Source organism: Alteromonas sp. AWM4_230, from assembly GCF_056158305.1.
Genome location: NZ_JBSWTB010000001.1, coordinates 1,751,708 through 1,769,034, shown reverse-complemented (window position 1 = coordinate 1,769,034; position 17,327 = coordinate 1,751,708). Strand labels below are relative to the sequence as shown.

The 17,327-nt window shown below is 43.5% G+C and carries 17 protein-coding genes; 12 read left to right on the top strand and 5 right to left on the bottom strand.

The genetic code is table 11. From position 1 onward, the window contains the following. Window positions 1–254 precede the first annotated feature (254 nt). From ACXACS_RS07495 to ACXACS_RS07485, 3 genes are all read left to right on the top strand, one after another. On the top strand, window positions 255–803 hold the full coding sequence (locus ACXACS_RS07495) for a YaeQ family protein (protein WP_474805461.1): 549 nt from the start codon (window positions 255–257) through the stop codon (window positions 801–803). After that, a complete protein-coding gene (locus ACXACS_RS07490) occupies window positions 803–1,111 on the top strand; it encodes a hypothetical protein (RefSeq protein ID WP_474805459.1) in 309 nt (102 codons plus the stop codon). The genes ACXACS_RS07495 and ACXACS_RS07490 overlap by 1 nt, the downstream gene beginning before the upstream one ends. 264 nt (window positions 1,112–1,375) lie before the next feature. After that, on the top strand, window positions 1,376–1,786 hold the full coding sequence (locus ACXACS_RS07485) for a hypothetical protein (protein ID WP_474805457.1): 411 nt from the start codon (window positions 1,376–1,378) through the stop codon (window positions 1,784–1,786). 86 nt (window positions 1,787–1,872) lie between these two features. On the opposite strand, the gene ACXACS_RS07480 is transcribed toward ACXACS_RS07485, so the two are convergent. Beyond that, the gene (locus tag ACXACS_RS07480) at window positions 1,873–2,331 is read right to left on the bottom strand and encodes an aspartyl protease family protein (protein ID WP_474805455.1); all 459 of its coding nucleotides are present in this window, start codon (window positions 2,329–2,331) and stop codon (window positions 1,873–1,875) included. Between the two features lie 330 nt (window positions 2,332–2,661). Here ACXACS_RS07480 and ACXACS_RS07475 point away from each other — a divergent pair, with 330 nt between their 5' ends. The 3 genes from ACXACS_RS07475 (at window position 2,662) to ACXACS_RS07465 (ending at window position 5,259) form a co-directional block, all read left to right on the top strand. Beyond that, window positions 2,662–3,030 carry a hypothetical protein gene (locus ACXACS_RS07475; protein WP_474805453.1) on the top strand — a complete coding sequence of 123 codons (369 nt, stop codon included), beginning with the start codon at window positions 2,662–2,664 and terminating at the stop codon, window positions 3,028–3,030. A gap of 191 nt (window positions 3,031–3,221) precedes the next feature. Then, window positions 3,222–3,896, top strand: coding sequence for a nitroreductase family protein (locus ACXACS_RS07470; RefSeq protein WP_474805451.1), 675 nt, complete (start codon window positions 3,222–3,224; stop codon window positions 3,894–3,896). A gap of 190 nt (window positions 3,897–4,086) precedes the next feature. Next, on the top strand, window positions 4,087–5,259 hold the full coding sequence (locus tag ACXACS_RS07465) for a sugar efflux transporter (RefSeq protein ID WP_474805449.1): 1,173 nt from the start codon (window positions 4,087–4,089) through the stop codon (window positions 5,257–5,259). Window positions 5,260–5,309: 50 nt separating this feature from the next. On the opposite strand, the gene ACXACS_RS07460 is transcribed toward ACXACS_RS07465, so the two are convergent. From ACXACS_RS07460 to ACXACS_RS07450, 3 genes are all read right to left on the bottom strand, one after another. Next, window positions 5,310–6,242 (bottom strand): GNAT family N-acetyltransferase, encoded by a 933-nt coding sequence (locus ACXACS_RS07460; protein ID WP_474805448.1) that lies wholly within the window; start codon window positions 6,240–6,242, stop codon window positions 5,310–5,312. Between the two features lie 97 nt (window positions 6,243–6,339). Beyond that, window positions 6,340–7,161, bottom strand: a complete 822-nt coding sequence (nei, locus tag ACXACS_RS07455; protein WP_474805447.1) for an endonuclease VIII — start codon at window positions 7,159–7,161, stop codon at window positions 6,340–6,342. Window positions 7,162–7,367: 206 nt separating this feature from the next. Beyond that, on the bottom strand, window positions 7,368–8,489 hold the full coding sequence (locus ACXACS_RS07450) for a zinc-binding dehydrogenase (RefSeq protein WP_474805445.1): 1,122 nt from the start codon (window positions 8,487–8,489) through the stop codon (window positions 7,368–7,370). Between the two features lie 173 nt (window positions 8,490–8,662). Here ACXACS_RS07450 and ACXACS_RS07445 point away from each other — a divergent pair, with 173 nt between their 5' ends. The 3 genes from ACXACS_RS07445 (at window position 8,663) to ACXACS_RS07435 (ending at window position 12,244) form a co-directional block, all read left to right on the top strand. Beyond that, the gene (locus ACXACS_RS07445; protein ID WP_474805444.1) at window positions 8,663–9,256 is read left to right on the top strand and encodes a hypothetical protein; all 594 of its coding nucleotides are present in this window, start codon (window positions 8,663–8,665) and stop codon (window positions 9,254–9,256) included. Between the two features lie 155 nt (window positions 9,257–9,411). Next, window positions 9,412–10,128, top strand: a complete 717-nt coding sequence (locus ACXACS_RS07440; RefSeq protein WP_474805442.1) for a transposase — start codon at window positions 9,412–9,414, stop codon at window positions 10,126–10,128. A 106-nt stretch (window positions 10,129–10,234) separates the two neighbouring features. Beyond that, on the top strand, window positions 10,235–12,244 hold the full coding sequence (locus tag ACXACS_RS07435) for a RecQ family ATP-dependent DNA helicase (protein WP_474805441.1): 2,010 nt from the start codon (window positions 10,235–10,237) through the stop codon (window positions 12,242–12,244). 182 nt (window positions 12,245–12,426) lie between these two features. Here the strand turns inward: ACXACS_RS07435 and ACXACS_RS07430 are convergent, their stop codons facing one another. Continuing rightward, window positions 12,427–12,867 carry an SRPBCC family protein gene (locus ACXACS_RS07430; RefSeq protein WP_474805439.1) on the bottom strand — a complete coding sequence of 147 codons (441 nt, stop codon included), beginning with the start codon at window positions 12,865–12,867 and terminating at the stop codon, window positions 12,427–12,429. 175 nt (window positions 12,868–13,042) lie between these two features. Between ACXACS_RS07430 and ACXACS_RS07425 the strand changes: the two genes are divergently transcribed. From ACXACS_RS07425 to ACXACS_RS07415, 3 genes are read left to right on the top strand one after another with little or no spacing between them, the layout of a single operon-like run. Then, window positions 13,043–13,870 carry an SAM-dependent methyltransferase gene (locus ACXACS_RS07425; protein WP_474805437.1) on the top strand — a complete coding sequence of 276 codons (828 nt, stop codon included), beginning with the start codon at window positions 13,043–13,045 and terminating at the stop codon, window positions 13,868–13,870. A gap of 14 nt (window positions 13,871–13,884) precedes the next feature. Continuing rightward, a complete protein-coding gene (locus ACXACS_RS07420) occupies window positions 13,885–14,088 on the top strand; it encodes a hypothetical protein (protein WP_474805435.1) in 204 nt (67 codons plus the stop codon). Window positions 14,089–14,105: 17 nt separating this feature from the next. Then, window positions 14,106–17,315 (top strand): tetratricopeptide repeat-containing hybrid sensor histidine kinase/response regulator, encoded by a 3,210-nt coding sequence (locus tag ACXACS_RS07415; protein ID WP_474805433.1) that lies wholly within the window; start codon window positions 14,106–14,108, stop codon window positions 17,313–17,315. The last annotated feature ends 12 nt before the right edge of the window (window positions 17,316–17,327 follow it).

The following is a 17,327-nucleotide window of genomic DNA, read 5'->3' as shown; positions in this document are numbered from 1 at the left end:
TATATTCTTATTGTGGCTTGTTTACTGTTTTAGTTATTCGCGCTTCGCGCGATGCCCAAGAACATGACCGAGAAGGTTTGTTTAAAATTTCATTACGCATGAAAATAAACGCGTACTTACTTGTGATATAGGCCTCTTAGCTACAGCAGGCAACGCATTTTACTGGTACTATTGCGTCAAAATTTGCAGTAGCGTTTGTTCGCATAATATACAAGGCTTTTCGCAAGCCTTAATAAACACAAAGCAGGATCATCATGGCTCTTAAAGCGACCATTTTTAAAGCTGACATATCAATTACAGATATGGATCGTAACTACTATAACGATCACAACCTTACTATTGCCCGGCATCCATCCGAAAATGACGAGCGCATGATGCTCCGCATTATCGCCTTTATTGTTAATGCTCACGAGCGTTTGGAGTTTACCAAAGGGCTCTCTGATGACGACGTGCCTGATCTATGGCAGAAGAGCTTCAGCGATGAAATAGAATTGTGGATAGAATTAGGCCAACCGTCCGAACAGCGCATCAAAAAGGGCTGCAATCAGAGCCAACAAATGATGATTTATTCATACGCTGACAATAGCTTTGATGCCTGGTGGAAGAAAGAGCAAAACAAGTTACAGGCAAGAAAGAACCTGTCAGTTTTTACTTTACCAGAGTCGCTAGCCGCTACGTTGGCTAAAGCAGTTCATCGCTCTATGCAAATACAGGTTACCATTCAAGACGGGCAAGTCTGGTTAACTATAGAAGGTGCCGATATCACCGAAAGCGTTGAAGTAGCTATCGAGAAACACCTGTAATGAAAAAGCTCTCTGCCGTTCAGCTTAAACAACAAGCACTGGTTTTCAGTGTAGCCGATAGCTTGGAAGCACAAGGAATTGAAGAACTTGAAGGTATGCAACAATGCTGGTTCGACGTTCAATATCATCAATTCCCCGGCTCTTTACTGCTTAGATTTCAATTCGAAAGTGAAGAGACGCTGTCACGGGCCGAGCCTGAATTAAAAAATTGGCAGCGACGATTAAGCGCAGCGCTACTTAAAAAAGGTGTAGTGTTGAAAGACATGCGTCGACATCTTGTATTCACTACGCAAGGTCCAGAAGATTAACGCGCGTAGTACATCACAAAACCACGTCTTGCGATGCACACATATTCTATAAATCGCGTAAATTTTGTTATAAACCTTTCATTTTTCCGCATAAAGTCTACTTACACTTTACTAGATAAGTAGGCTAGACTGGATTAGTTGAATATTCAGCTTGCCAAATATTGATTTTAAATGGCTAGTACCACTTAGCCTTATGCTGCATGTTCGAACACCATGTTGACCGGTTATATAAATAGCCACTATCCCAGCAAAAGGAGCTTCATAATGAAAACTAAAGCAATGGCGTTAGCACTACTACTGTCTTTAATGGGCTGTACAGAATCTAACGAAGAAACAAAAAGCGAAGTAAGCAAAGAGATGGAAAAAGCAGGCGAGACAACTTCTGAAGCCTATGAAGAGGCGAAAGAAGGCGCGGCAGATTCTTGGGATGAAACCAAAGATGCAACATCTGATGCCTTTGATGACGGTAAGAAAATGGCTTCTGATGCCTATGAAGATGGCAAAGAGATGGCTTCAGACGCATATGAAGACGGCAAAGATATGGCCTCTGACGCGTATGACGCAACTGCAGAAAAAGCAGGTGAGTTTAAAGATGCAGCAGCGAAGAAAGCACATGAAGCTTGCGTGAAAATGAAAGAGCAAATGGGCGGCGACGTTAGCGAGTGCGACGATTAAGTTAATCGCGCTATAAAAAATAGAGAGCGAACCTTCGGGTTCGCTTTTTTGTTGGCGTTTGCTAAAACAGGTGTTTTTAATTAAGGCTATTCACACCCCGCTAAAATCACAGAATCGGACGTTATCGTTAAGGGGGCAACCCTTAATAAGGTATTAATGCCTAAAATATTATTGCCTTTCGGGAGCACAGCGACCTCAACCGGTCCTACTTCACAAGTGTTACCAATTCGAACAGAATTTAACTGATACTGAGATATTTTTACGATCTTCCCGTTCGCCATTCTCGCTGCCGAAGTTCGCGTGGCAAGCAGCTTTTGGTTACGTGTTAAAGCATCGAAGGTGGCTTGATTTAGGGTCAGCAGACTTGAGCCCGTATCCAATAAAAATGAAGCATTCACATTCGTTTCCAAGGTCGCCTCTAAATAAAGCGTGCCGCCTTTGCTTTGTGAAAGTGGAATACTTTGTTCTATCGCCGACACTGTCGATGCAAAAGCGAATAATAAAGTTGATAGCGCCGAAGACGGCACCCTGAATTTTAACTTCACCGCAACGATACCTTCTGCCGAATTAAAATAGGTATTAGGTGACAGCAAGATAAAGACCAAAGGGTAAGTGATTGATTTAGCCAGCAGTCTTTAAAACCACGTAGCGCTATGGCACCACAACGGTGCATTCACTCATTTTTCCTGCACTATGATTAACCATCTAATTTCTATTATGGCCCGCTATCACTAAACTCGCTCGCGATCTTCTTGATTGTTGAAATTTTCTATAAGCAGTTAAGTGATAGTAAATGGCTATCACCAATCGCCATTGTTTAGAACTTTTTTGGTCATACAATAGACTAAAGTAGCAATTCAATGAGAGGACACAACATGAAATTACGCTATGTATTGGGTTCGTTAATTACCGCTGTTTCACTTGGCTTTTCTGCAAATGCAGCACAGGCAATGTCCGCATCAAGCGATGAAACGGTTGATGTGCAAGTTGTTGATTATTCAGGTAAGCCACCGTTTAAACGCAAAATCGTAAGCTTGTCGGTTAACGATGTTGCACAACTAGAGTCGGTAGGACAAGACGCCATCGAGTATGTAGAAGTGAAAGACGTCATTATGCGTGGCAAGCCCCCATATCGTAGAGTGACAAAAATGATGCCGGTTTACGACGTAGCTCAACTTGAGGTACTCGGAGAGCAAGCTGACACACAAAAACGAGGCACGCGCCCGCCGTTCAAGCGTAACTAGTCGTTGCTTGCAACTTCCAACCGATTGCACCAAAGCGATTCACTTTTGCCTGAGTGAATCGCTTTTTTATTGTGCATACATAATCACGTAACCTGGTATTTTGCTCTGCACTAAACATTTGTTTTGCCCGTTTTATTTTTATTAACGCGTCAGAAGCGATAAAGTAATAGAAAACAAATAAGAGATAGTAAATGCAGCCTCACGACCATTCACCACTCAACGATTTTATTGAATATCCTAAAGAGCAAATGCTAGCTCGCAGCGAAGAATTCTTGAAAACCATGCAGCGTCGCCACAGCATTCGACACTTTAGCGACCGCTCCGTTGATAAAGCAGTAATTGAAAACTGTATTTTGACCGCTGGCACTGCTCCTAGTGGAGCGAATCATCAGCCTTGGCATTTTGCCGCAATACAGTCGCCCGAAGTAAAACAACAAATACGCGAACAAGCTGAAGCCCATGAACAAGGCTTTTACAATGGACGTGCGGGGCAACAGTGGCTGGATGACCTTAAGCCTTTAGGTACTGACGCAAGTAAACCCTATCTGGAAACCGCGCCTTGGCTAATTGCCGTATTCAGTCAAAAGTTTGGAGAGACAGAAACAGGCGAAAAAAGCCAAAACTATTATGTGCACGAATCGGTGGGTATCGCGGTGGGTATGCTTATCACCTCACTTCACAACGCAGGTTTGGCAACCTTGACCCACACACCAAAACCGATGAACTTTTTAACCGATGTTTGTCAGCGACCAGACAATGAGCGCGCTTACATGCTCATTATTGCCGGCTATCCGGCGAATAATGCCACCATTCCTGCTCACGCAAAAAATAAGAAATCGCTTAGCGAGATTGCGAGTTTTCTGTAAATTTAAAAAGCGCGCAGGGCTTGAGCGTATAATATAAACCGAGCCTCTAAAACAGCATAACTAATAAAAGCTTTGTCATAGACATGAGATACGCAGCACTTATAATGCGCCCTCGTTATTAAGGGCTGCGACCTTTTCTTTACGATTTTCGATAAACCTCGTTTAACAGCCCCTCGGAGCTCGTATCCTCATGTCATCGCGTCACACATTTTCACCGCAACTTCCTTTTCTGTTGTTAAGTCTATTAACGGGGTTAACCTCGTCATTTGTTACGCCACTGATGAGCTACTTTCTCATTGATGAGATCAATGTTGAGCCTATTTATATCAGTATATATATGGTGTCTGTGACGTTATCAGGTTTAGTGATCAGTCAATACTTAGGTCACTTGGCAGACAAAGGTTTTAACGCAAATCGTCTTTACGGGCTCACCATGATTTGCGTGGGTATAGCCATGGTCGCGTTTATATTCAGCAAACAGTTTTGGCACGTTTTTCTAGCAGGCGTATTGTTTATGTCGGTAGGTGCCGGGGCGGTGTCTCAGATGTTGACCGTTTCGGGATTATGGGCAAAAAACCAAGACATCGACTTAGCCGCCTTTAACTCAAAAGTTCGCGCTGCTATCTCTCTCGCTTGGGTAGTAGGTCCGCCGCTAGCATTTACGCTGGTTGCCAATTTTGGCTTCGCAGCGTCCTTCTCGGTGGCCATCGCGTGCGTGGTTGTTGCAACGCTTTTCGTAGTGAATGTTGTGCCGCCTCAAAAAGCCAACCAACAGTCACTCAATACAAGCCTCAAAGGCTCGCTATCGCTGCCTTTTTGGCTAGTTGGGTTGGCCATACTTGCCGGAATGGCGGGTAACGTTATGTATTTATCATCCATGCCTTTATACGTTATGAATGAGCTAGGATTAGCGGAAAATTTGCCAGGGCTAATGATGGGCGTAGTGGCTGCGCTTGAAATACCTACTATGTTACTCGCGGCCAAACTGGCTCGACGCTTCCCTCCTGCGGGTATTATGGCTGTGGCTTTTATTTTCGGCTGTTGCTTTTACGTTGGCGTGTACTTTTCTCAGTCAAGTTGGGAGCTGTTAACACTTCAAATATTAAACGCACTGTTCTACGGTTTATATGCCGGTATTGGGCTGACACTACTGCAACAACAAGCACCCGATTTAACAGGGTTCACATCAGCGTTTTATTCAAATGCCACCCGTGTGGGTATGATGTTAGGCACCATTGGCGCGGGCACTGTGGCCCAATTCTTTAGTTTTAGAGATGCCACCATAGGGTCGCTGTGCATTGCCATATTCGGCTTAAACGTGATGTTAGTGTTCATGTTTGTAAAGCACCGGGTAGGTCGCTAGAAGCCTGCCTTTTTTTGCGCGTACTTTCTTTATGCTTTAGTACACCCAGACTATTTTAATCGTAGCTCCATCTGCACATCACATCTCGCGTAAGGCGATGACGCCCCCTTAATATGCTTAAACCCTATCTTTTCGTACAAACGTATTGCGGGCTTAAGTACCGAATTGCTCTCTAAATAAAGCCGCTTTAACCCCATCAGTTTCGCTCTTTCGACAATACTTTTACCTAACAGCAGCCCTACCCCTTTGCCTTGAGCTTTGGGAGACACCGCCATTTTGGCAAGTTCAAACGTATCGTCAGTTTGTTTGATAAGTGCACAGCAGCCTATGGGTTCGCCCTTATCTAACGCGATCAATATCACACCCGACTGATTCAAAATGTAGCCTTCAGGGTCGTCGAGCGCTTTAAAGTCGGGCTCTTCGAGCTCCCAATATTTGCTTATCCATTCTACATTGAGCGATTTAAATGCCTCGCGATACTTTGGCGCATAATCGACTACCTTAATATCAGGCGAGTCACCGTCCACTCTTGCACTAATTGGGCGATATCGAAGGTGCCGTTCAACTACGCTCACCGCTTCCCATAAATCGATACCCGTTTCTTCCTTTAGTTCGCGCATAGCAGCGTCTATGGCATCGCACTGCTTTTCCATTTGGGGCACCATCGCTTTCGCTTTGCTGTTTAAAGCCACCAGCGTAACCCGCGAATCGTCGCTCGATTTATAACTTTCAATAAGGTCGCGTGCTTTCATTTCTTTTACGATTTTACTCACCGACACGTGAGAATGATTTATCTCTTTAGCGATATTCACGACAGAATCAGCACCTTTTGACGCGAGCACGTAAAATACTGGAAACCACTTTGGCTCTATCGCAAATCCAAATTTCGCATAAGTATTTTCCGCATCCTTTGACACCTGCGCAGCTAACTGACGTAAGGCAGAACCTAATGCAATATGCCCCAATTCATTAAATGACTTCATCTCACAAAACTCCGTAACCAGTTACGGATATAATTAATCGTAATTGGAGACAAGTCAAACAGATTATTATTTGATCATCAAAAAACGGGGATGTGGTTCACTTCGCCTGGCACTGGCTACACCAATAAAGACGTCGCCCGTTATACGTTTGGCGTTTTATTGGGGTGGCGCAGACTCTACAAGGCTGCTCTTCCCTGTCGAACACCATAAACCGCGTACCTTCAAAGTTAACGCCTTTTGCTTCAAGCACTTCGCGTAGTTCTGTGTACACAGTATAGCCACCGGTTTCATAGCTGCGTTTGCATATGGCTAAGGTGTGATGTGCCAAGCCGCGTAGCTGCTCATCATCTAATTGAGAAGGTTTGAGTGATGGGTGAACGCCTGCTGCAAACAATATTTCGCTGCGAAGGTAGTTGCCCAGCCCCGCCATAAAGCGCTGATCCAAATATAAACCGCTTAGCGCGCGGTTATAGAATACTTTTGAACCTAGTCGTTCTAAAACCAGCTCTTCTGTCACTGAAACGTTGAGTACGTCTGGCCCAACTCTTTGTAAAAAAGGGTGCTCATGAATAGTTTGTGTTGGCCAAATACTTATATCAGACGCACTATACAAAATAGCACTGTGTGTTGCGGTATGAAGCCCTACTCTTAGCTGACGGGTAGTCTCGGGCATTTCGTTGCGTTTACAGGTATTCCACACGCCATAAAGCTGATTGTGTGAATACATAGAAAGCGCGTTACTGAAATGGGTGATTAGCGCCTTGCCACGGGTTTCCATACGCAAGACTTTTTCGCCTTCCAGCTGCTTAGCGTAGGGTTTAAGCTGTGCTAACCCAAACTCTACTTTTTCTAAGGGAGTATCTTTTATCACCGCTTCGACTTTATCTGCAGCGCGACGAATCTCTGGGCCTTCAGGCATGCTGTCTTAAATACCTTTCTCTCGGTTACTGTTTACTGGTTACTTCGCATCATTTTCAGCATCTTTGCAGCTATATGATAACGAATACAAAAAAGGCCTGTAGCCCTTTAATGTACTTTAAACCGAAGTTAGTACATCAAAGATCAACAGACCCTTTTTATTGATTAAAATTAAACTCAGATTGTCGTATCTAAACGTTCTACTGATTAGCCCTTGTTTGGCACAATCAGATACTTAGTGCCTGTCTTTTTCGCATTATACAAAGCCACATTCTCTGGCTGTAGTGCTTCTTCAAGGCTTAACTCTTTGCTGTACGATGAAGCAAAGGTAGTGTTAATTTCTGTAGCCACTTTTTGATATAGCTCGCCTACGCGTTTCTTATCAAGCTTGCCTAAGAAGCGCATTAGCAACCAACCACCAATGCTCCACGTCATACCATAAGCACGGTTCAAAATAGTCGGTGAGAAGTCTAAGCCACCGTAGATATACACTTGTTTATTGCTGTCCGAGCCATAGGTATTGAACCCTTTTGCATCTTTACTGCCCGATGCTTCCATCATGGTAAGGATATCGCTAACTAACTCACCGCCACCAATGGCGTCGAACGCAAGTGTAGCGCCAGTGCTGTCTATGGCCTGGTAAAGTTCAGCTTTGAAATTCTCACTGCTGGAATCAAGCACAATTTTCGCGCCAATACTTTTAAGCAAATCCACCTGCTCTTGGCTACGAACGATGTTTACTAGCTCTACGCCTTCCTCTAAACAAATCTTGTTCAGCATTTGCCCAAGGTTAGACGCCGCGGCGGTGTGAACCAAGGCTTTGTGCCCTTCCATACGCATGGTTTCAACCATACCAAGTGCAGTAAGCGGATTAACAAATGAAGACGCAGCTTGTTGCGGCGTAGTGCTATCCATATGAGGTAAACATGCCTGCATAGGCACACAGGCAAACTCGGTGTATGCTGCGCCCGTAAGAATAGATACGGTTTTGCCCATTAATGCTTGCGCCTCCGGGCTTTCACCTGTCTTAACAACCGTACCTGCACCTTCATTTCCGATAGGCAAAGTTTGGTCGAGACGAGACTTTATACGGCTAAGTAAAGGCTTGTGTACCGGCGCAATCAATGCATTTTTATCAGCATCGAAAGTGGCTTTATCAAGGCTTGCCGGGCCAAACATAGGCCACATATCTGACGGATTTATTGGAGAAGCTTCCATGCGCACAATCACTTCATGCGGCTTCGGCTCTGGAACATCAACCTCTTTTAGCGATACCTGAAGCTCACCTTCTGATGTAATTAGCGTAAATAGTTGTTTAGATTTATTCATATTGACTCTTGTGCCCTAAAAATTGAACGCTCTATGTATTGTTAAGCTAACACGCCACCACTATCAGCAGTATTTATATTTCGAATACATATGCGTTTCGATGGTTTATACACCCGATTATTTAGATGAGTTACACTGCAAAGCGAATATCGACTTGTAATAGCGAATAAAAAATGAAAAGACACTGTATATACCTCTTTCTAGGACTCATCGGCATAAGCAATGTGGCGTTTGGTAAAGCTGCACCTTTGGTCTCAATTCCTACCCAGGACGCGTTTTTTAACTCAATAAAAGCGCACTGCGGAAAAGCCTTTCAAGGAAAAGTGAGTAAAGATAATGTAGGTAATACCTTCGGTGATGCAGAACTTGTTATGCACATACGAAAGTGTACAGACTCAGAAATTCAGATACCTTTTCATGTGGGTGATGACGCGTCCCGCACCTGGATATTAACAAAGACTGGCGCTGGTCTTATGTTAAAACACGACCACAGAAATAAAGACGGCAGTTTCCATTCTTCAACCATGTATGGCGGGCATACTGTAGATGAAGGGTACGTGCAAGTTCAATCATTTCCCGCAGACGCCTACTCAAAAGCATTATTTATAGAATCTGGGATAGCAGCATCCACCGATAACGTGTGGCAAATGATGATTTACCCCAACCGCTTTAGCTACCGATTGATTCGCCCAGCGCGCGAAGTACAAGTAGACTTTGACACCACACACACCATTACCCTTCCCAGCGTACCGTGGGGCTACGAATAATGGGGTCAGAGTACATTTTCTGCTCCGTCACTGCTTTGAAGCCCGCTACTGTATGATGAATTGCCCCTTAGGCCAGTTTTAGCAGGTACAGGATTGCCGCCTGTATTTAATTCCCTCATCTTAATATAAAAAATAGATAGGAATCTTGTGAAGCTATGGCGAGAAAACCCCGTTTGGCCCCCGCGGGCTACCCTCAACACGTGATACAAAGAGGCAACAACCGCTCAGTATGCTTTAAGTGTGAGAGTGACTATATCGCTTATATAAGCTGGCTTAAAAAGTTCTCTTCGAAGTTCAACGTCGGTATACATGCTTGGGTATTAATGACTAATCACGTTCATTTACTTTGCACTCCTAACCTTGATAACCTCGGAGTAAGTAAGATGATGCAGGCGCTTGGACGCATGTATGTGAGGTACTTTAATCATAAATACGAGCGCACTGGGACGTTGTGGGAAGGAAGGTTTCATTCCAGCTTAGTTTCCAACGATGAATATCTTCTTACAGTTTACAGATATATTGAGCTTAACCCCGTTAGGGCGAATATGGTTGAAAAACCGGTTGAATACAAATGGTCAAGCTATAGGATCAATGCGCTAGGCACATCTTCGACACTTTGCACTCCACATCTTGTGTTTTTGAACCTAGGAACTACACAAAATCAGCGACTTGCGAACTACCGTGCTTTGTTCAAAGAAGAATTACCACAAACTGTCATCAATAAAATACAAAGCGGTACACGAAAGGGGTTAGTACTAGGAAGTGATACTTTCAAGTTAGAAATTGAAACGCTAACTGGGCACCGCTTAAAGCACGAAACTTTGGGTAGACCACCGCAAACCAGTCAACAGTTGACCACTGACCAATCGTAAATAGCTTAATGTACTCTGACCCCTTTAAATTTTATGAGAACGTCGCGTTGGTTCAACTAACGCAAAACGGCAAACACTTAACGACAAACTGTTTGGGAATAAATTAATGTACTCTGACCCCAATATTTTACAGCAAACTTTTGGTTTCTCAGCGTTTCGTGAGGGGCAGAAAGAGGCGGTGGATTCTCTACTTAGTGGGCATTCAACGTTAGCGATCTTTCCAACTGGTTCGGGCAAATCGTTGTGTTACCAGTTCGTCGCTACGCAGCTGCCACATTTAACTCTGGTGGTTTCTCCATTACTGGCGCTAATGAAAGATCAGCTGGAATTCTTGCATAGCAAAGGCATTGCAGCAGCTAGCATCGATTCCACGTTAACACCTGAGCAAAACAAACAAGTGATGAATGACGTGCGTTCAGGGCAGTGTAAAATTTTAATGGTGTCAGTGGAGCGTTTTAAGAACGAGCGCTTTAGGCAGTTTATTGAATCCGTTCAGGTCAGTATGTTGGTGGTTGACGAAGCGCACTGTATTTCTGAATGGGGCCATAACTTTCGCCCTGATTACCTTAAGCTTCCTGCCTACCAAAAAGAGCTTAATATCCCACTGGTATTGCTACTTACAGCAACGGCCACTAAAAAAGTAAAAGAAGATATGTCGGCCCGCTTTGATATCGCGCCAAACAATATTATTCAAACGGGGTTTTATCGACCTAACTTAAATTTATATGTGCGGCCCGTTCTCGAGCCCCATAAAAACCAAGCATTGATTGAAGAAATTAAAAAACAACAAGGTGCTGGGATTGTTTACGTTACATTACAAAATAGCGCAGAGGAAGTAGCGCGCTTTTTGCAGCAGCAAGGGTTTGCTGCGAAGGCCTACCACGCTGGCCTCGACAGTGAAATAAGACAAAGTATCCAACAAGACTTCATGCACAATAAGCTTCAAGTTGTTGTGGCTACTATTGCCTTTGGTATGGGCATAGATAAAGCAGATATTCGTTTTGTAATTCATTACGACCTGCCAAAATCTATCGAAAACTACAGCCAGGAAATTGGCAGGGGCGGACGGGATGGAGAAGCTGCAAACTGTACCGTACTCGCGAACCTAGATGGGCTTGTCACCATAGAAAACTTTGTTTACGGCGACACGCCAGATAAAAGCGCTATTGAACGCGTAATTAACGACATTAAGTCGCAAGCCCCAGCAATGGAAACAAGAGTAGCGCAAGATGCTGCTAACCCAATTAGCCCTTCAATTAGCAATGAAGCTAGCGTATACCAATGGGAAACACAGATAAACAGCTTATCAAGTGCGAGTAATATTCGTCAGCTTCCGCTAAAGACTCTTTTGGTACAGCTCGAACTCGCCGAGGTTATTCGCCCTTTATATGCCTATTTCGCAGAATACAAATTCCGCTTCATTACCGATAAAGCCACTATATTAAGTCTGTTTTCAGAAGAGCGTGCGCGCTTTCTAAATGCCGTATTTACCCATTCAAATATGAAAAAAGTCTGGGGCGTGGTCGATTTTGATAGTATTTATCAGCACTACGGCGCAGAACGTTCTAGAGTAGTGGCTGCCTTAGAATACTTACACGAACACAACCATATAGAGCTCGCATCGCGCTTAATTACAGAAGTATACCGTGTTAACAACAAACTACTGCAAGACGGCGATTTGTCATACAAACTAGCCCACTATTTTGCGGAAAACGAGCGTAAAGAGGTTGAGCGCATCGCCGCACTTGTAAGCTTTTTCGAACAAAACACCTGCTTAAGCCACAACTTGTCAGCATATTTTGATGATACTCAAGCGCCGAAGACATGTGGACATTGCAGTGTATGTACAGGCGATGTGGCAAAGCTTAGCTATTCATCACCAATATCAACACCAGATAGTGAACAAATATCTGAAGCTATGACAGCGCTGAAAACGCATTTAAGCGGTAAGTTTGAAGGCACTATTACCCCTTCTATTTATTGCCGCTTTCTAACTGGTATGACAATGCCTTTATTTAGCCGCTTAAAAATAAGACAAGTGAAAGGATTTGGCAGTTTTGAACACTGCCGATATGCAGACGTTCTAGAAGAAGTGAACACAGCTCTATGCCAATGACTTGTAGAACCAGCTGTTAAGGACCAATAACGGCCCAGCCTTAAATTAAACTCGTGCCTGTTACTAAAAACGGGCATATGCTTCTTACTATATACCCGTTACATGAGCCGTGTTTACCGCCGGTTTAGCGAAACTTTAACACTAACGCCTGATTACGCTTGATTACGCTTTATTCCGCCTGATTACGCCATATTATCAATCTGCTTTAGAATGCTGCCGAAGGCACGGCTCCCAACACTTTGAATCTGTTTATCAAAGTAAAGGCTACCTAAGAGAAAAATGGTAATGTGCCCTTTCGAGCGCCAAGTAACATGCGTTTTTCCATCTTCTTCTTTCAGTGTTATTTCACCTAACTGATGATCGTATGGTAAAGGCTTCGACTTCACCACTTTGTAGCCTAGTTTATAAGGCGGCTCGTAAGCCACTATCTCTTCATGAAGGTTCGAGCCCCCAGAAATAATTTCTCGTACAGCACCCAGTCCATTTGGTTCATGTTTACCTTTAACCAATAAATTAGACTGCTCAATAGCTTTGAACTGTGCATAGTTAGCATGGTCACTTAATATGGAAAAAACCTCTTTAACAGGTTTATTTATGGTTCGCTCTACATGAATTGAGAACACGCTTTAATCCTTTTTATACATTCTTATTAGCGATATTTTTCGATAATAGCCTAAACACAATCAAACGTTTACTTAATATAATTTATTGGTCTTGGGCTAACTTGTGAATATAGCAAAAACCTTAATTCTATTTTATAGTGGGCAAAACAACAGTGTCGTAGACGGTATAGGAAGTATGGACACCAATAAAAAAGGGTCACTCGTTGTGGTCGGCACAGGCATTAGTGTTGCAGGCCAAATGACGCTTTCCGCTAGAAGCCATATTGAAAATGCCGACATCGTCTTCATGGGCATCATGAACAAAATTGGCGAACACGTAGTAACCAAACTTAATCCTAATAGTGTATCGCTAGACGACCTTTATGAAGAAGGTAAATCCCGCGCCCTCACCTATTCTCAAATGGCCGATAGAATTGTAGATTCTGTAGTAGAAGGCAATAAAGTTTGCGTTGCTTTTTATGGTCACCCTGGTGTTTTTGTTACCCCCTCTCATGAAGCTGTCCGCCGTGTTCAACAGATGAACTTAGAGGCAAAAATGTTGCCTGGTGTATCGGCAGAAGACTGCTTAATTGCCGATTTAGGCATAGACCCCTCACGCTTTGGCTGTCAGTCTTACGAAGCCACCCAGTTCCTGTTTCGCGATTACCGCATCGACCCACATATGACGCAAATAATCTGGCAAATTGGTTTAGCCGGAGAAGCCACATTGAGCGTATTAGACGCAAATCATAGCCAATCAGGGCTGGCCATGTTGGCAGATATATTGGCGGAGCATTATCCAGCGGATCACGAACTAATTATTTATGAAGCGGCGACACTGCCACTTTGCGAACCCAAAATAGAAAAAGTTCTGCTTCGTGAACTAGAATTCGCAAAACCCACTTTAATCTCTACTCTCGTTGTTCCTTCCAGAGGAATGCCAGCGTATAGGCAGGACCGATTAGCAAAGCTAGGGCTAACAGAAAAACAAGTGACTAACTATAGAAACCCGACTGTAAATTAAAAAGGATAATAAAAATGGCAAAATCTATTCAAGATTTCATGGTTGAACTAGATACCAACAGTAAGCTTATGGACGCCTACAAAAGCGACCCTGTTGCAACAGCAAAGAAATACGGCTTACCTGCCGATGAAGTAAAAATTATTGCAGATAAAAACTGGGACGAATTATCTAAGCGCTTTGACGATACCAGTAAGACGATTCGTGTTGTTAGCTACTAACTCATAGTAAGCGAATTATGAAGCGCTTTGTCTTGTGCATTATTAGTGTCATTGCCCTAATGACACTGCCTGCGCGCGCTCTCGCTACACCGCAAGACAAGGTTTCCTCTGCTGTACATCAGCTTTCTGAGCTTAGAGCTCGAATTCAAGAGAACGACCCGAACGTTCAAAATACGTTTACAGAATTGCATGCTTTTTTTGCAGCTCAGCCAGATGCTTTCGAACATGCACAGTTCTTAAACATTAAATCGTATTTTTATGTTTTAAAACAGGATTATGCGTCGGCCTACCAAGCGTTACTTGAAGCCCGAAAGTATGCGAATTCATCAGAAAATCTGCGGGCGCTTGCAGAATCGTATCGTTTAGAGGGCTTAATTTTAGACTTTTCAGGCGAGCATGCCAGCGCACTAGAAGCCATGCACCAAGCACTAGATTTTTACAATGAAGTAGGAAGCGACCGCGTTCTTTTGGTGTATAGCGCCATGGGCAACGTTTACATGTCGCTAAAGAATTATGAACTGATGCTGACATTTGCGCATCAGTATTTGGCTGCAGCGCAACGTTTTAATAATAAAGAGGGAGAAGGAACCGCGTACTTTTTCCAGGGGTATGCACAGCGTGCGTTAGGCGAATATCAAAATGCGAAAGTAAGCCTATTGTTAGCCGAAAATATGCTTCGCGAAGCTAACTACCCGTTTATTGGCATTGTACACAGCGCAATGGTAGAGCTGCACATTGCACAAGGGAATTTGAGCGAAGCACTGAAAAAACTGAATCAAGCAGCAGAAGCCGACCGTCAGGTTGGGTTTCGCTATAACGAAGGCTCTCACCTTCTTCATCTTGTAGACATTTATAAGCAACAGGGTGAAATTGAGCTTGCTATCAGCGAACTTGAAGCTGGGCTTGAAAAAGACGTCATTAAAAATGACAAAGTATTGGTTACCGACCTTTTAAACCAACTTATCGAGCTTCACGAACAAAACGGAAACCTCGAAGCCGCACTTAGCTATTCAAAGCAACATCAACAAGCATTCAAGAAAAGTTTTAATGAGCAACAGTCGAGGCTGATGGCGCTACACCGCGTGCGATTAGCCGTGTCCGAAAAAGAAGAGACAATAAAGCTTTTAGAAAAAGACAATCAGTTAAAAGAACAGCGAAACCTTATCCAACAGAAAAAGAACACTCAGCAACTTTATTTTATTGGCTTTGTTATCCTTTCATTAGGTTTAGTAGTCGGGCTATGGCTTAGAACCCGACTACAGCGAAAAGCACTTAATACTCTGACGCAGGACTTACGTAAAGCGACCAAAGCGAAGTCAGATTTTCTGGCCCGTATGAGCCATGAAATTCGCACACCGCTAAACGCAATTATAGGCCTTACCAAGCTTTCTCAACGCGCTGCAGAAGACAAAGATCAGCAAACCAATTTGATTCAGATTGAAGGCGCATCGCAAACGCTACTCAGTATAATCAACGACATTCTCGATTTTTCTAAAATTGAAGCTGGCAAGCTGGATATCGAGTCGACGCAATTCAATTTGGATGCTTTAGTAAACCAAACTATTAGACTGCACCTAACTCGCGCACAAGAAAAGCACATAGAACTTATACAACATATTTCTCGAGACGTGCCGCTAAACTTGATTGGCGACCCGTTGCGTATACAGCAAGTGCTTAACAACCTACTAAGTAACGCGCTTAAATTCACTGAAGATGGTCTTATCTCAGTAAGCGTTAGGTGCACACAAACCGCAGACGATATTCAACTTGAGTTTGAAGTGAAAGATTCAGGCGTTGGCTTAAGTAGCGCCCATCAAGCCCAACTTTTCCAACCTTTTAATCAAGGTGACGAGTCCATTTCAAGGCGCTATGGTGGCACAGGTTTAGGCCTAGCAATTTGTAAACAGCTCACCGCTTTAATGGGCGGCGAAATTTGGGTAGAAAGCCAGCTAGGAAAAGGCTCTATTTTTCACTTTACCGTAAAAGTGACGCAGGACGCTTCTCAACAAATTATTTCGCCATCTAAGCAGCTTTCTGCACTGAAAGTGCTTATCGCAGACGATATTGAAGCATCGCGAGACGCAATTTCTGAAGCCCTTTCAATGGCCAACATTCAAGCTGATATCGCCTCTGGCGGAAAAGACGCGGTTGTAAAAATGCGCGCAGCATTAGCCGCATCATCACCCTACGACGTCCTCATTTTAGATTGGAATATGCCAGATATAGATGGCCTGGATGTAGCGGCAATAATGAGCCAAGAGTTTTCAATTAAGCAGCCAAAAGTGATCATGCTCTATGCGTTTGAATCGCCACGTATGAGAGAACAGGCGAACCAACTTGGTATACGAAACTTTATTAAGAAACCATTTAGCACGAGTGAACTGATAGATGAACTGCAAGAGCTTTGTCTTAACGTAAAAACTAAAGCCTTGCCTAAAGACAAACCAACAGTGCCTAACTTAAAAGGTACACGTATTCTTTTTGCTGAAGACAATGCACTCAACCAAAAAGTAACGATTGGCCTTTTAGCTGAAACCAAAGCCTCAATTGAAGTTGCCAATAATGGTTTAGAAGCAATAAGCATACTGCGTAAAGACAGCGCATTCGACGTAGTATTGATGGATATTCAGATGCCGGTAATGGATGGTTTAACGGCAGCCAAACACATTAGAGAAGAGCTGAAGTTAACTTTACCTATCATCGCCACAACCGCTCATGCCATGCAACAGGACATTGATAAAAGCCTAGCGGCTGGCATGGATGGCCATATCAATAAACCAGTCGACCCTAATCGCTTTTTTGATGTACTTGTTGAGGTGTTGGATAAAAGACAGTCTTCGGCCACCTCAGAAGTCGCTAAAGACAAGCTCATAGCGACTGATTCACTTACGTTAATAGACAAATCAAAAGCCCTAGAAACCTTGCTTGGTGATGAAACGCTTTATAACGACTTGCTTAACGATTTTGTGGCTTTAGAAGGTGAGATAAGCGCGCTCAAACAAGCCATTGATACCCATGACTACCCTTCCATCGCAAGAATAGCGCACATCTTCACAACGGCGCTTCGATATATCGGCGCATTTCCACTCGCTGAATTAGCAAGCACGATAGAACTAACCATAAAGCGCAACGAACATAAAACAACTGACGACTTTAATGAAAAGTTGGAAACCCTTCACGGCGCTTTGTTGGAATTAAGTGAAAAAGTTAAGGGGATGATGGGGTAAATAATCGAGCGG

Bases quoted from the DNA above. Each gene is read 5' to 3' on its own strand.
- ACXACS_RS07460 (WP_474805448.1), bottom strand. From the start codon at position 6,242: ATGAAGTCATTTAATGAATTGGGGCATATTGCATTAGGTTCTGCCTTA.
- ACXACS_RS07435 (WP_474805441.1), top strand. From the start codon at position 10,235: ATGTACTCTGACCCCAATATTTTACAGCAAACTTTTGGTTTCTCAGCG.
- ACXACS_RS07415 (WP_474805433.1), top strand. From the start codon at position 14,106: ATGAAGCGCTTTGTCTTGTGCATTATTAGTGTCATTGCCCTAATGACA.
- ACXACS_RS07490 (WP_474805459.1), top strand. From the start codon at position 803: ATGAAAAAGCTCTCTGCCGTTCAGCTTAAACAACAAGCACTGGTTTTC.
- ACXACS_RS07450 (WP_474805445.1), bottom strand. From the start codon at position 8,489: ATGAATAAATCTAAACAACTATTTACGCTAATTACATCAGAAGGTGAG.
- ACXACS_RS07420 (WP_474805435.1), top strand. From the start codon at position 13,885: ATGGCAAAATCTATTCAAGATTTCATGGTTGAACTAGATACCAACAGT.
- ACXACS_RS07425 (WP_474805437.1), top strand. From the start codon at position 13,043: ATGGACACCAATAAAAAAGGGTCACTCGTTGTGGTCGGCACAGGCATT.
- ACXACS_RS07445 (WP_474805444.1), top strand. From the start codon at position 8,663: ATGAAAAGACACTGTATATACCTCTTTCTAGGACTCATCGGCATAAGC.
- ACXACS_RS07475 (WP_474805453.1), top strand. From the start codon at position 2,662: ATGAAATTACGCTATGTATTGGGTTCGTTAATTACCGCTGTTTCACTT.
- ACXACS_RS07495 (WP_474805461.1), top strand. From the start codon at position 255: ATGGCTCTTAAAGCGACCATTTTTAAAGCTGACATATCAATTACAGAT.
- ACXACS_RS07465 (WP_474805449.1), top strand. From the start codon at position 4,087: ATGTCATCGCGTCACACATTTTCACCGCAACTTCCTTTTCTGTTGTTA.
- ACXACS_RS07440 (WP_474805442.1), top strand. From the start codon at position 9,412: ATGGCGAGAAAACCCCGTTTGGCCCCCGCGGGCTACCCTCAACACGTG.
- nei (WP_474805447.1), bottom strand. From the start codon at position 7,161: ATGCCTGAAGGCCCAGAGATTCGTCGCGCTGCAGATAAAGTCGAAGCG.
- ACXACS_RS07470 (WP_474805451.1), top strand. From the start codon at position 3,222: ATGCAGCCTCACGACCATTCACCACTCAACGATTTTATTGAATATCCT.
- ACXACS_RS07485 (WP_474805457.1), top strand. From the start codon at position 1,376: ATGAAAACTAAAGCAATGGCGTTAGCACTACTACTGTCTTTAATGGGC.